The organism is Sphingobium lactosutens, assembly GCF_013393185.1.
In the GTDB taxonomy this organism is placed as follows: domain Bacteria; phylum Pseudomonadota; class Alphaproteobacteria; order Sphingomonadales; family Sphingomonadaceae; genus Sphingobium; species Sphingobium lactosutens_A.
In genome coordinates this window covers 122,236-135,000 of sequence record NZ_QJQX01000042.1, presented here as the reverse complement: position 1 = coordinate 135,000, position 12,765 = coordinate 122,236, and the positions used below count along the sequence as shown (strand labels likewise).

Sequence of the window (12,765 nt, the reverse complement as noted above, 5' to 3'; positions counted from 1 at the left end):
TCTCCATCCGCCGGCGCGACCTCGATCACATCGGCAGGGGTCAGACGCGTCGCCCCCTTCGCCTGCACCGAAAATATCAACTGGCCATTATCGGGCAGCAACTCATCGCCATTCAGCGTCAGTGCCTTCGCGGCCGAGGCGCCGGACGTGATGCTCTTGCTCAGCAGGGCGATCTGCGGCCGGGGCGCCGCAACCGTCACCGCCAGGCTGACCGTCCGCCCGTCGCGCAGCTTCACCCGCGCATATGCGTCGCGGCCTTGTTCGAGCACGGGTCCATCGCCCTGCGCCGTCAGCCGCAACCGATCCACCGCACCATCGCGCGTCAGTCCATCAGGCCGCAGCACAAGTCCGGCGAGATCGATACTCTCGACCTGGTCGAGTCTTTGCCCCGACAGCAGCGCATCCCTGTCGCCCGCATGGATCACCACGCCATCCAGTCGACTCGCCTGCGCATAGCTCCGCAGGGCGATGGCCGAAGGCTGGACGACGCCCCGATATTTCACAGCGATATCGAGCATACCGGGCTTCCGGTCCGCCAGCGGCAAGGTGAGCGCCAGTCCATCATGGCCCTGCACTTTCCACCCGATCGACTGGGCCGGTCCCTCCCCCTGACGGATCGTCACGCTTTCGACGCAAGCCGGCGCGCTGCCTTTCAACAACAGGGCATTGTCGCGTCCCACGACCAGGGCGGGCGCTTCCCCCTCGACTTTCCAGCCGCCGCCGTCGGGCAATTGAAGCGTGAAGTCCGGGCCTTCGAACCGGTCGAATCCCCAATAGCCATACAGATGCCCCTGGACCGCCCCCTTGAAGGCCGGCGGCAAGCCGGCGCCATCCGGCAGGACATAGCCACCCCGGTCGGCCCGCGCGGTCACGGGCAGTTCCACCGTCTCGCCTGACGGTGCTTTCAACGACAATTTCATGTCACGCGCATAGGTCGTGGAATAGATGAGCGGCGCGCCTTCGACCGGCAGCAGCGTGCCCGCTCCGACGGCGCAGATCGGCGCTTCGGCCGCGTTGCGCAGACGTGGCGGGCTGTCCGCCTCGATCGCGGGCATGGCAATGACCATCACCGACTTGGGCTTCTGGAAGGAAGGCGCCGCATTCAGCAGCAATCCGATGCCGTCTTCCTTGCGCACGCTCAGCGTCGGCAAATAGTCGAATTCCGGGTTGCTGAATGCGCCGAAAATCTTCGCCACGTCACGGACAACACCGATGTAGGCACTATAATAGCCATAGCCGGCTTCGCGCGTGGCGCTCAATTGCAGCGCCAGATCGGTCGGTGCGCCGGTCAGCGTTTCGGCCATCGAACTGCTGTGCACGTCGGCCAGCACCAGCGATTCCCGATTGTCGAGCAGGCAGGAAACCTGCAATTCGACCACCTTGGACAGGCATTCCTCGTTGAGCTTCATTGACAGGCTGCGCGCCAGTGTCGGTGCAACGCCACGCAGAAATTCAGGATGTGTATTTTCCTGCGCGTGGATCGCCGCCATGAAGGCGTCGAGCCGCGACCGGTCGAGCGAAGCCTGGGTGAGATCCTGCGTCGCCCGCACGAACTCTCCGGGCTTGCCGCGCACTGCGTCGGTCAGCGTGCCTTCCGCTCCACCCGTGTCGGGCACCAGGAACAGCGCCATCTGTCGCGCGCCCTTGGGCACCGTCAGGGTCAGCGCCTTGTCCTTGTCCTTCTTCTTCCAGGTTTCAGCGAAACGCACCCAATCCTTGGGCGGCGGATTGGTCGCACCGCGCAGAAAGGCCGACACCAGGATGAAACGGGCGCCCTGATCGGCGGGCAGGTCTGCCTCGATCGACAGCTTGTCCCCTTCGGACAGGCTGGGCACCTGCGCGATGGGCAGGCTCTGCGTGCCGCGCATCACCATGACACGCAGCGACGGGCCGGACAGTTCGAACGGCGCCGGATCGGCCGCGCAGAGCGAGGCGGGCGCCAGCGATGCCAGCAGCATGGCCAGTCCCCATCGGGCAGCGCGGTGCGGCATCCTGTTGATCGGCAAGCGCATATCTCTGTCTTCCGGCATTTCTCTTCAGCGACCCTGATCGCCTGTCCCACATCGGCGCTGGCAAGCCAAGAGCGGAAGGGCCAGGTTGCGGCAGACCGACGGCTTCACCGACGGACCCGATGACGGAATACCGTCGGCAGCCGGGTCGCGTGCGATCATGAAATAGCCTGGTCGATCGACGTCCCTGCCACCCCGCCGGCCCCCGCCATCATTCGCCCGGTCGATAGGTCCGCTCGACATGACCGGCCAGTTCGTCGGGATGGAAATAGACGGGACGGAGCCTGCCATCGATATAGGCCTGCGCCTGGTCGCTGAAATGGCGAGAGGCCGGGTCGCCGCTTTCGCCGCCGACGCTCACGGCCCTGGCCCTTACGCGCTTGCCGAACTCGACCGCCGCCAGAAAACTGTTGCCGCTGCTGCCATACCATTTGCGCGTTCGCGGATAGGGGCGCGCGCCGAAGGAAGCGAGCGAACCCCAGCGTGCCGAACCGAAGGGGACCGGCAGGCTGGGCTGCGCATCAGAAAAATCTTGGACTATGGCACCGCTTAGCCGCTGGTAACGGTTGATGTCCCCCCAGGCGGTGCGCCAGCTACCGAAATTCTTGTCCAGCCGATCGACCACGTCCGTCAGCAGCTTCAGATGCACGTCCGCCGGCGCCACCGCCATATGGTCGTATAAAGTGCGCGCATCGGCCTGGGTTTCGGCCAGCGCCCATTGCCGCAAATCTTCCGCCCAAAGGCAGGCCAGGCTGTTCGCGACGGACTGCGCGCTCCACCGATAGTCCCAGTTCCGCAGGGCCGCGATCGGGCCGGCCAGCGTCGCCTTGCGCGCATCGCCTTGCGGCAACCCGTCCCACGCCTTGGCCAGCAGCGGGATCAGCCGCGCGAACGCGGGCTGGTAGCGATCGAACGCGGCGGCGGTCAGCGTGTCGAGCGTGAAATCCCGTCCTGCCCCCAACACCATGACGGCATGTTCCCCGCGTGGATTTTCGCCGACCATGTCCATATAATGAGGGAAATCCGATGCGCTCTGGCTATCCTTGCCCGCCGCCGACCAAGGACCGTTATTGGTATTCTGGATCCACCCGCTCGCCGGATTGAGCAGGCGCGGCAGCCTGTTGAGCGGGGTCAGCCCCTTCCAATCGGTCGCCGGATCGCTGCCGTCGACCGGCTTCATATAATCGAACCGGTCGTCGCGCAGCGGTACGAATTGCGGATGGAGATAGGCGATCGTCCCCTTCGCATCGGCGAAGATGGTGTTGTTGGACGAATTGGCCCTGCGCTCCGCCACCTTGACGAACTGGGCGTAATCGCGCGCCTTGGTCCGCAGGAAGCTTTGCTCCAGCGCCGGCACCGGCTTGTCCATCATCGCAAAGGAAATCCATTTGCCGTCCGCTTCACCGATCACCGGGCCATGATGGGTGCGATAGATGGTGAAGCTGCGCTGCGCCTGCCCGCCATCGACTGTGCGATAGGACAGGGTGATGGTCGACGCCTTGACCGGCCTCACCTCCCGCCCGTAACGATAGGTCATCGACCCGTCCGGCTTGCGCGTCACCATCTCCAGAAATTCATCGACCGCATCGACCGTGCTCGACGTATGCATCCAGCCGGCGGTCGGATTGAACCCCTGATAGACGAAGAACTGCCCCCAGGTCGCCGCGCCATAGGCATTTAGTCCCTCGTCGCTCGTCATCTGCAATTCGGAGCGGAAGAAGAAGCTGGTATGCGGGTTGATCCATAGCAATGCATGCCCGCTGGCACTCTTGCCCGGCGCGATGGCGAAGCCGTTGGAGCCGCGCGGTTCGGGGTCGGGATCGGCCATAGCGACGGCCTTCCCGTCGGGCTTGCCATAGAAGGCCTTCAGTCGGTCGAGCGGTATGCGCTCGATATCGCCGCCGATACTCCCCTCGGTGAAGCTCAGCGCCATCCATGGCTCGAACCGGGTAATGACGCGGGGCTTCACCTGCGGATGCGTGGCGAGATAATAGTTGAGGCCATCGGCCCAGGCGCTCATCAGTTTTTTGAGCCAGGCCGGACTGGCCGCATAATCGGCCTTCAGCTTCGCCGGGTCCATATAAAGGCGCGCGCGCAGATCCTGCCAGATCGCGTCCTCGCCCTCCGCCTCGGCCGTTCGGCCAAGCGCGGTCAGATAATTGCTCTCGATCCGGTTGAAGTCATCCTCGGCCTGCGCGTAGATCATGCCGAACACGGCATCGGCATCGCTGCGTCCATGGACATGGGCGATGCCCCAATCATCCCGCTGGATCGTCACCCGCGCCGCCTGCGCGCGCCACACCGCAATTTCGGACTGAGCCAAAACAGGCTGGGCGACGAGGAGGAGAGCGACGAAGGAGGAAAGTGCGGAGAAATATTTCATGCCGCCCAGCTAAACGGCGGCAGTCGGAAAAGCCACGCCCTTCGTATGACGCGGCACTAGCGGACGGCCTCCCGATCGGATGATGCGGGAGGCCTCTCGCCTCAGCGCTGGGCAAGCTGGACAGCCGGCTTGTGCGTGATCGTCACCCCGACATCCGCCCATTCGCTGGCGGTCCGGCAGCGGATCGAAGGAACGATCGAGCTGGGCAGCACCTGCTTCACACAATATTTCTGGGTCTTGGCATCATAGCTCACCTTGACCTTACCCTGGTCCTGCGCGGCAGCGGGAGCGGCAACGCCGGTGATGGCGGCGGCGACGGCGATGATGGCGGCAACGGTCTTCATGATGATTTCCTTCCCTGAACTTGCTTCGAGCGATCCGTTGTGGATCGTGCCCTAAGCTTTGCAGGGAGCGTGCCAACTTGCAGAAACCCACGAGATGCAGCGATTTTTCGATTTCAGGCACAATATGCGCGTGCGTTATTTCCCAATATGCAGTGATAATTGCATTCATTTAGGATATATTCCGCAAGACCTGAAAATCTGGCCGGGACTGCCTTTTATCTTTCCCGGCCAGAGCCGTAACCGATTAGCTTGCGACCTTCTCGCGCTTCTCTCCACCCGGCACGCCATGGGCGGCGCGCTTTTCATAGTCGGGATCATCCTCCGGCCGGGCGAGCGCGGCCATCACCCGCTCATGTATCTCCTCCAGCGTCCGGCGAAATTCGGGATAGGGCAGGATATAGAGCTGGTCCGCCTCTACCCCCTTCAGCACATAGCGGGCCAGCACCTCCGGCTCCATCCCGACCGCGATCACCTGCTTCAGATGGGCCATGACATTGGGGTCCGCGCCATAATAGCCGGTCTGCTGGAGATGCGCCGGGCGCGTCAGCACCGCTTCATGGATATTGGTGTTGACCGCGCCGGGGCAGAGCATCGACACGCCGATGCCATGATCGGCAAGGTCCAGCGCCAGACATTCCGACAGCCCCCGGATCGCCATTTTCGACGTGCAGTAGATGCCCGTCCCCTTGAGCGCCACGAAGGCGGACATGGAGGCCGTATTGACGATATGCCCGCCATTGCCGCGCTCGATCATGCGCGGCACGAAGGTCTGGATGCCGTTGATGACGCCGCGCAGATTGACGTCCAGCTGCCAGTCCCAATCGTCATAGGTGGCGTTCTGCAACGGCCCGAAAATCGATACTCCCGCCGTGTTGAACAGCAATTCGACCGGCCCCAGCCGCGCTTCCACATCGTCGGCCGCGCGCGCATAGGCGTCGCGGTCGGTGATATCCAGCTTCACCGCCATCACCTCATGCCCGCGTCCGTCGAACCAGGCCATCGCCTCGTCCAGATGGTCCTGCCTGATGTCGGCGATCGCGACCTTGCATCCAGCCTGCGCAAACACCTTAGCCTGCCCCAGCGCCACGCCAGATCCGCCTCCGGTGATGAAGGCGGTGCGTCCTACGACTTTCGTCATGCCGCCATCTCCCTTGCGTTGCGCCGCGCCAGTTGATCGTCGAACGCCGGGTTGGACAGCAGGAAGCCGATCTCCTTCGCCCGCTCCTGATTGATCGCTTCATCGGGCATCGACGCCAGGATCGCATCGAAGCGCGTCCGCATGCCGTCGGCAAATTCGGGATGCGTCAATATGTACAGGTCGTTGTCGCATATTCCGGCCAGCACCCGCTCGCCAACCTCGTCCGCGCTCATCCAGAGCGGCGACACCGGCCGCTTCTCCAGATCCTCCTCGCGCTGCCGATAGCCGCTGTCGCTGCGATATTCGGCCGGACGCAATTCGCCGCTATGGGCGATATTGCTCTGCACCGGACCGGGCATGAAGGCCGACACGCCGATATTCTCCGCTGCCAACTCGCCCCGGATCGCTTCCGAAATCCCCAGCACCGCCGCCTTGGCCGCGGTATAGATGGCCGAATAGCTGATCGGGAGCAGCGCCGACTGGGACGATGTAGTGACGACCTGCCCCCCTTCGCCATGCGCCTTGATCCGCGGCAGGATGGTGACGAGGCCATTGATGACCCCGCCCAGATTGACCCCCAACCCCCAGTCCCAATCGTCATAGCGCGCATCGAGCACCGGTCCCATCACGCCGACGCCGGCATTGCCGATCAGCATGTGGATCTTACCGAAGCGCGCTTCCGCCGCATCCGCCGCCCGCGCGAAGCCGGCGCGGTCGGTGACGTCCAGTTGCACCGTCTCCACCTGCGCATCGGCGCCCAGATCGGCTTTCGCCTGCGCCAGAGCCTCCTCGCGAATATCGGCGATCACCACATTGGCCCCGGCCCGCACCAGCGCGCGCGCAATCCCCAGCCCGATCCCGTTCGCACCCCCGGTGATGAAGGCGGTCCTGCCCCGCACATCGGCCATGGGCGCTTTTGCTGCCTGTGTCATTCTGTCCTCTCCCTTGGAGCGTTTTCGAAGCAGGTGGCATCATCTGCTGAATCGGAAAACGCGTTAAATCAAAAGCCTATTGCCTGAGGCCGAGCATGGCCCGTGCCTCTCCGGCGCTCGCCACGTCGCCGCCGATCCGCTCGATCAGTTCGACACCCCATCGCACCATCTCCGCATTGTCCGCCGCCATCCGGCCGCGCCGCAAATAGATCGTATCCTCGAACCCGACGCGGATATTCCCGCCCAGCAGCGCCGACTGCGCCGCCATGGGAAAGCTGTGCCTGCTGACACCGAAGCCGGTGAACTGCGCGCCGCGCGGTATCTGGTTCTTCGCATAGAGCATCGCCTCGGGCGTCGCGGGCAGGCCATATTTGGTGCCCAGCACGAAGGTGAAGGGCACGTTCTTCGGAATCGCGCCCTTGGCCATCAGATCGTCGGCGAAGACGAAGTCGCCCGCCTCGAAACATTCGATCTCCGGCAGCACACCGGCGTCCTGGATCATGTGCCCCATCCTGGTGATCATCGGATCGAGGTTGATCGCCACCCCGCCCCATAGCTGCATCGTGCAGATGTCAAGCGTACACATGTCGGGCTTGAGGTCGAGAATATGCTCCAGCCGCCGCTCGGCCGTGAACATCAGCGTGCCCGGCCCGCACAAAGCCGGATCATCCTCCCCCTGCATCCAGGTACAACCCGGCCCGGTGGTGACGTTCAGGATGACCTCGTTGTTTTTAGCCCGGATCAGGCCGACCACCTCGCGATAATCCTCCAGCGCCTGTGACGGGTCGCCCGTCTCGCGATCGCGCACATGGACATGGATGATCGACGCGCCGGCATCCGCCGCGGCCAGCGCCTCGGCCGCGACATGGTCCGGGCGGAAGGGAAAATCGGGATGCGCCGGCATCGGTGAACTTCCCGTCACCGCGCAGGTCACAAATAGCTTGCCAGCCAATATCGCTCTCCTGTGTAGTCTCGGCTATGCTGCCGACCGCAGGACGCAAGGTCTTGCAGAGGAGAAGGCCCGCAAGAAGGCCGGTGGATGTCCCATTATTGCGAGTAACTGGATAAGGCATGGCACAAAGGGAAGAGTTGTCGCGGTTCCTGAAAGCCGCTCGCGCCAAGCTGGCGCCGTCCGAAGTCGGCCTGCCGGCGGGTGAACGCCGCCGCACGCGCGGGCTGCGGCGCGAGGAGGTGGCGACCCTCGCGGGAATGAGCGTCACCTGGTACACCTGGTTCGAACAGGGACGGGAGGTCCAGCTATCCGCGCCGATGCTGGAACGGCTGAGCCGCACCCTGCGCCTCAGCCCCAATGAGCGCGAATTTCTCTTCGCCCTTGCCCAGCATCGCCCACCGCCGCTCGCCCGCCGCGCCGACGAGACGATCCATGCCGGCACCCAGCATCTGATGGACAGTCTGTCCATTCCGGCGCTGGTGATGGTGGAGGACTGGACGGTGATCGGCTGGAACCGGCTCGTCGCCCATGCCTTTCGGGATTACAGTCAGTTGCCACGCGAGGAGCGCAACCTGTTCCGCATCCTGATGCTGAACCCCCGCTACCGCGCCGACCCGGACAAGTTCCAGGACATGTGCCGGCGTCTGATCGCCCGCTTCAAATGGGACTATAGCCGCACTGCCCAGCCCGAAGTCTTCGACGGCATCATCGCCGACATGATGGAGCAGTCCGAATTTTTCCGCCGCTATTGGCAGGAATCGGAGATCATGGCCCATTTCGAGGACACGAATATCGCCGACATGCCCGGTGTGGGCGAAATCATGTTCCGCCACACCAGCTATGCGATCGAGGAAGCGCCTGGCCAGCGACTCCTGCTGTTCGCCCCGCTGGACGATGTCAGCGCCGCGCGACTCGCGAAGCTGGTCGCGGAAACGGAGGCACCGACGCTCGCCTGAGCACCGGCGCCTGCCTGTGTCAGTTCGTCTCGCGCTTCAAGCGTTCGGCCAGCGCTTCGATCTCTTCCGGGTCCAGCAGCCAGGTACGCGTCTTGCGTCCTTCCCGATGAACCGGCTGGGTGAGCAGGACACGCGCCTGCGCCCTGGCATGGGGTTTGTAGAGGCCGAAATGGACGGCGCAGTCGCGAATCGTACCGATCAGCGGCGGCTTGCCGTCCAGGTCGATCATGGTTGCGGGCTGATCCCAGGGGATGCCGGCGACACCGGGATATTTCTGTTCCATGGCGCGGGGACACCACGGCCCGGCAAGGAAATCAAGAGCTATCGCAGCAGCGTCATCAGGATCGGATCGCCGGTCGCGCGCGGATCGCGGCGGATTTCCGCCTCCTCGCGCCCGATCGCGCGGAAGATGGCGTCGCCGATCTGGCCCGACACATTGTTAGCCATCGCCGCATAATCCTTGCCCCCGGCGGCGGAGAGCGCAACAGACAGCATTTCGAACATGTCCGAATGGAGCGCCCGCGACGCGCCGGGCAGCAGCGCTTCGACCACCGATCCACGCGCTTCCCGCGCCAGCAGGTCGGTCGCCGCCGTCGGCCCGCCACGCAGCACCGACACAGCGTCAGCTAGCGTCATGCGATGAACCGCGTCCATCACGATTGGCGCGGCATTGTCGGCCAGATCGACAGCGACATCATTCAGCCCCATCGCCACCCGATCGCGCACCGCATTCGTGCGAAGCAAGGCGCCCAGCACCGCGCCGCCCTTCCCACCGCCCAGATCCGGGGGCACGATCCGCGTCAACTGGTCATCATAGAATCCACCCGGTTCCGTGAGCCGGGCAAAGGCGCGCTGGCTCGACAGTTCCAGCAACCGCCGCACTGCGTCCTCGACCGTATAGCGCCCCATCGGCGTAGCGCAGGCGGCCAGCGGCAGCAGCGCCAGCGTCGCGATCAGGCTGCGCCTGTCGGAAAGGCCGAATGATTGCTCCATGACGCATCTCCCTTGTCGTGGCGGACGCTATGGCGTCGCCAGCCTTGCCGGGCGCTGAACGTAATGAAACCTATAATATCTCCGTTCGCTTCGAGCGAAGTCGAGAAGCCGTAAGCGCTGCACAAGCGTTTCTCGACACGCTCGAAACGAACGGTGGTTGTTATTTGACGAACAAGACCCGCACCGAATCCGGCACCCTCTCTGCCCGCAATCCGCCCGGCCGGCTGGCATCCGGCACGGTCCAGACGCGCTTTTCGGTGCATTCCACGCACAGCCTGCCGTCCAGCGACAGCCGGTGCGCCACGGTAAAGCTGCTATTGCCAAATACCGGGGCGTCGGCCTCTACCAGCGCATCGTCGCCATAGGCGGTGGGCACGAAGAAGCGCGCCGACACATCGACCATCGGAAATCCGGCAAAGGGCATGGTCGCCAGCATCTCCCGCTTCTTGGGCAGGCCGGCGCGCTCGAACAGCAGCATCGTGCTTTCGCCGAAAATGTCGAAATAGCGGGGCGCATGGACGATCCCTGCAGGGTCACAATGTCCCCATTCGATGCGGACGATCCGCTGGAGGAAAGCCGTCACGCGAGAATCGTCTTTCCCTGCCGGGTGGTCTTTTCCGCCATCTCCTCGGGCGTGGGCGGCGTGGGGACAAGAAGCCCGCGCTGCACCGCGGGCCGCGCTGAAATCCTGTCGAACCAGCGCTGAAGGTTAGGGAAGCCGCTCATGTCTACCCCGGCCCAGTCATGGCCGCGAACCCAGGGAAAGCAGGCGATATCGGCGATCGAATAGTCGCCGACTAGATAGTCGGCCTCTGCCAGGCGCGCATCCATCACGCCGAACAGACGCTGGCTTTCGCGCACATAGCGGTCGATCACCGACGGCAGTTTCTCGTCGAAATAGCGGTTGAAGACGGTCGCCTGCCCCATCATCGGTCCCAGCCCCGACATCTGCCACATCACCCACTGGATGACGCGGCTGCGATCCTGCGTATCCGACGGAATGAAGCGTCCGAACTTTTCCGCCAGATAGAGCAGGATCGCCCCGGATTCGAAGATGGCGAAATCCCCCGCATCATGATCCACCAAAGTCGGGATGCGGCCATTGGGGTTGAGCGCGACATACCAGTCCTGCTTCTGCACCCGGTCGGTCAGGGATATCGGCGTCACCTTATAGGGCACGCCCAGTTCCTCCAGCAGGATAGAGACTTTCCAGCCATTGGGCGTTTCCGATGTCAGCAGTTCCAGCATCATCCTCTCCGACTTTTCTTTCCCCATCCAAAGCAAAGCCTTGCCGCCGCCGCAAGACGAGTGGCGGCGCTATCATTGAAACTGACAGGTTCAGCCGCACCGGCGTGCCGGGTAGTCTTACTGATAGTATCGACACAGGACTTGCGACCCGCCGGAACGCCAGCCACGTTCGGTCCCGAAGGCGCATCAGACGCCATAACCACAAGGTGAGGATGCACAGCGCATGTTGACGCTCTACAGCTTCGGTCCAGCAGCCAATTCGTTGAAACCGCTGCTCGCCCTTTATGAAAAGGGGCTGGAATTCACACCCCGCTTCGTCGACCCGACCCGGTTCGAACATCATGAAGACTGGTTCAAGGCGATCAATCCGCGCGGTCAGGTGCCCGCGCTCAACCATGACGGCCATATCATTACCGAATCGACCGTCATCTGCGAATATCTGGAGGACGCCTTTCCGGACGCGCCGCGCCTGCGCCCGACCGATCCGGTGCAGATCGCCGAAATGCGCGTCTGGACGAAATGGGTGGACGAATATTTCTGCTGGTGCGTGTCGACCATCGGCTGGGAACGGATGATCGGCCCGATGGCGCGCAAACTGACCGACGCGGAATTCGAGGAGAAGCTGAAGCATATCCCGGTCCCGGAGCAGCAGGCCAAATGGCGCAGCGCCCGCGCCGGTTTCCCACAGGCGGTGCTGGACGAGGAAATGCGCAAGATTCGCGTATCGATCGACCGGCTGGAGAAGCGGCTGTCGGAAAGCCCCTGGCTGGCTGGCGAAGATTACACCTTGGCCGACATCTGCAACTTCGCGATCGCGAACGGGATGCAGTTTGGTTACGCCGACATCGTCAACAAGGAGGCGACGCCGCATCTGGTCGCCTGGATCGATCGTATCAACGCCCGCCCCGCTGCGCAGGCAATGTTCGCCAAATCGCAAAGCGAAATGCCGCCCCGCGCTGCGGCAACGGCGGCCTGATCCATGGGCTGGCAAGACGAACCGCCCGCCGGGTGGCTGCGCATGTATCATATCCCCGGCTGCCCCTTTTCCGAGCGGATCGAGCTGCTGCTCGACCTCAAGGGGCTGCATGGCATCATGGCCGATCATGAGATCGACATATCGCAACCCCGGCCAGACTGGCTGCTCGCAAAGACGCGCGGCACCACCGCGCTCCCTGCGCTGGAGCTGGAAAATGGCGAGACGCTGAAGGAAAGCATGGTCATCATGCGCTATGTCGAGGATCGCTTTCCCGATCCGCCGGTGGCGCGGCAAGACCCGTTCGAACATGCGGTCGAGGCGATGCTATGCGCCACCGACGGCCAGTTCACCGGCGCGGGATACCGCATGATCCTCAACCGCGACCCCGCCAAGCGTGACGAGCATAAGGCCGAGGTCGATGCCCAATATGCGCGGCTGGACGAGTTTCTACGCCACTACGCTCCCGACGGCGATTTCCTCTTCGACCGGTTCGGATGGGCGGAGGTCGCCTTCACGCCGATGTTCAAGCGGCTCTGGTTCCTCGACTATTATGAAAGCTATCAGATCCCGCAGCATCTGACCCGGCTGTTGCGCTGGCGGGAGGCCTGCCTGTCGCACCCCGTCGCACAGCGCCATCACGGCCATCGCGAGCTGATGACGCTCTATTATGATTATAGCCAGGGTGGCGGCAACGGCCGGCTGCCCGATGGGCGCAGCATCTCCAGTTTCACGCTTGATCCCCCCTGGGACAGCCGGCCCCTACCGCCTAGCGACAAATGGGGCACGCCCGCCACCGACGCCGATCTCGGCCTCCTTCCCGCATAAGGACATTAT

At 63.6% G+C, this 12,765-nt stretch carries 13 protein-coding genes (1 of these 13 only partly in view); 3 read left to right on the top strand and 10 right to left on the bottom strand.

Going from position 1 to position 12,765, the window contains the following annotated elements; genetic code table 11:
- From DM806_RS10885 to DM806_RS10860, 6 genes are all read right to left on the bottom strand, one after another.
- On the bottom strand, nt 1-1,991 hold the 5' portion of the coding sequence (locus DM806_RS10885; RefSeq protein WP_179043260.1) for a hypothetical protein. 421 nt of this gene lie to the left of the window's left edge; 1,991 of the gene's 2,412 nt are visible here — the first part of the coding sequence; it begins with the start codon at nt 1,989-1,991; the stop codon falls past the left edge of the window.
- 229 nt (nt 1,992-2,220) lie between these two features.
- Nucleotides 2,221-4,392, bottom strand: coding sequence for a penicillin acylase family protein (locus DM806_RS10880; protein ID WP_179043247.1), 2,172 nt, complete (start codon nt 4,390-4,392; stop codon nt 2,221-2,223).
- A 101-nt stretch (nt 4,393-4,493) separates the two neighbouring features.
- Nucleotides 4,494-4,736, bottom strand: coding sequence for a hypothetical protein (locus DM806_RS10875; protein ID WP_179043246.1), 243 nt, complete (start codon nt 4,734-4,736; stop codon nt 4,494-4,496).
- Nucleotides 4,737-4,980: 244 nt separating this feature from the next.
- Nucleotides 4,981-5,874, bottom strand: a complete 894-nt coding sequence (locus DM806_RS10870) for an SDR family oxidoreductase (RefSeq protein WP_179043245.1) — start codon at nt 5,872-5,874, stop codon at nt 4,981-4,983.
- The gene (locus DM806_RS10865) at nt 5,871-6,806 is read right to left on the bottom strand and encodes an SDR family NAD(P)-dependent oxidoreductase (protein ID WP_179043244.1); all 936 of its coding nucleotides are present in this window, start codon (nt 6,804-6,806) and stop codon (nt 5,871-5,873) included. The genes DM806_RS10870 and DM806_RS10865 overlap by 4 nt, the downstream gene beginning before the upstream one ends.
- A gap of 76 nt (nt 6,807-6,882) precedes the next feature.
- The gene (locus tag DM806_RS10860) at nt 6,883-7,758 is read right to left on the bottom strand and encodes a 3-keto-5-aminohexanoate cleavage protein (RefSeq protein WP_179043243.1); all 876 of its coding nucleotides are present in this window, start codon (nt 7,756-7,758) and stop codon (nt 6,883-6,885) included.
- Nucleotides 7,759-7,877: 119 nt separating this feature from the next.
- On the opposite strand from DM806_RS10860, the gene DM806_RS10855 reads away from it, so the two are divergent.
- Nucleotides 7,878-8,714, top strand: coding sequence for a helix-turn-helix transcriptional regulator (locus DM806_RS10855; protein ID WP_179043242.1), 837 nt, complete (start codon nt 7,878-7,880; stop codon nt 8,712-8,714).
- Nucleotides 8,715-8,733: 19 nt separating this feature from the next.
- Here DM806_RS10855 and DM806_RS10850 read toward each other — a convergent pair whose 3' ends face one another.
- The 4 genes from DM806_RS10850 to DM806_RS10835 form a co-directional block, all read right to left on the bottom strand.
- A complete protein-coding gene (locus DM806_RS10850; RefSeq protein WP_179043241.1) occupies nt 8,734-8,997 on the bottom strand; it encodes a hypothetical protein in 264 nt (87 codons plus the stop codon).
- A gap of 38 nt (nt 8,998-9,035) precedes the next feature.
- Nucleotides 9,036-9,707 (bottom strand): DUF4197 domain-containing protein, encoded by a 672-nt coding sequence (locus DM806_RS10845; protein ID WP_179043240.1) that lies wholly within the window; start codon nt 9,705-9,707, stop codon nt 9,036-9,038.
- A gap of 160 nt (nt 9,708-9,867) precedes the next feature.
- A complete protein-coding gene (locus tag DM806_RS10840) occupies nt 9,868-10,290 on the bottom strand; it encodes an acyl-CoA thioesterase (RefSeq protein WP_179043239.1) in 423 nt (140 codons plus the stop codon).
- Entirely contained in the window at nt 10,287-10,982 is a 696-nt protein-coding gene (locus DM806_RS10835; protein ID WP_256869234.1) for a glutathione S-transferase family protein, read from the bottom strand. Before DM806_RS10835 ends, DM806_RS10840 begins: the two co-directional genes overlap by 4 nt.
- A 196-nt stretch (nt 10,983-11,178) precedes the next feature.
- Between DM806_RS10835 and DM806_RS10830 the strand changes: the two genes are divergently transcribed.
- Both DM806_RS10830 and DM806_RS10825 read left to right on the top strand, forming a co-directional pair.
- Nucleotides 11,179-11,931 (top strand): glutathione S-transferase family protein, encoded by a 753-nt coding sequence (locus tag DM806_RS10830; RefSeq protein ID WP_179043238.1) that lies wholly within the window; start codon nt 11,179-11,181, stop codon nt 11,929-11,931.
- 3 nt (nt 11,932-11,934) lie between these two features.
- Entirely contained in the window at nt 11,935-12,756 is an 822-nt protein-coding gene (locus tag DM806_RS10825) for a glutathione S-transferase family protein (RefSeq protein WP_256869233.1), read from the top strand.
- Nucleotides 12,757-12,765 lie beyond the last annotated feature (9 nt).

What these genes read in the sequence shown, in the direction of transcription:
- DM806_RS10825 (WP_256869233.1), top strand. Translation starts at nt 11,935, where the DNA reads ATGGGCTGGCAAGACGAACCGCCCGCCGGGTGGCTGCGCATGTATCAT.
- DM806_RS10835 (WP_256869234.1), bottom strand. Translation starts at nt 10,982, where the DNA reads ATGGGGAAAGAAAAGTCGGAGAGGATGATGCTGGAACTGCTGACATCG.
- DM806_RS10830 (WP_179043238.1), top strand. Translation starts at nt 11,179, where the DNA reads ATGTTGACGCTCTACAGCTTCGGTCCAGCAGCCAATTCGTTGAAACCG.
- DM806_RS10880 (WP_179043247.1), bottom strand. Translation starts at nt 4,392, where the DNA reads ATGAAATATTTCTCCGCACTTTCCTCCTTCGTCGCTCTCCTCCTCGTC.
- DM806_RS10855 (WP_179043242.1), top strand. Translation starts at nt 7,878, where the DNA reads ATGGCACAAAGGGAAGAGTTGTCGCGGTTCCTGAAAGCCGCTCGCGCC.
- DM806_RS10870 (WP_179043245.1), bottom strand. Translation starts at nt 5,874, where the DNA reads ATGACGAAAGTCGTAGGACGCACCGCCTTCATCACCGGAGGCGGATCT.
- DM806_RS10850 (WP_179043241.1), bottom strand. Translation starts at nt 8,997, where the DNA reads ATGGAACAGAAATATCCCGGTGTCGCCGGCATCCCCTGGGATCAGCCC.
- DM806_RS10865 (WP_179043244.1), bottom strand. Translation starts at nt 6,806, where the DNA reads ATGACACAGGCAGCAAAAGCGCCCATGGCCGATGTGCGGGGCAGGACC.
- DM806_RS10845 (WP_179043240.1), bottom strand. Translation starts at nt 9,707, where the DNA reads ATGGAGCAATCATTCGGCCTTTCCGACAGGCGCAGCCTGATCGCGACG.
- DM806_RS10875 (WP_179043246.1), bottom strand. Translation starts at nt 4,736, where the DNA reads ATGAAGACCGTTGCCGCCATCATCGCCGTCGCCGCCGCCATCACCGGC.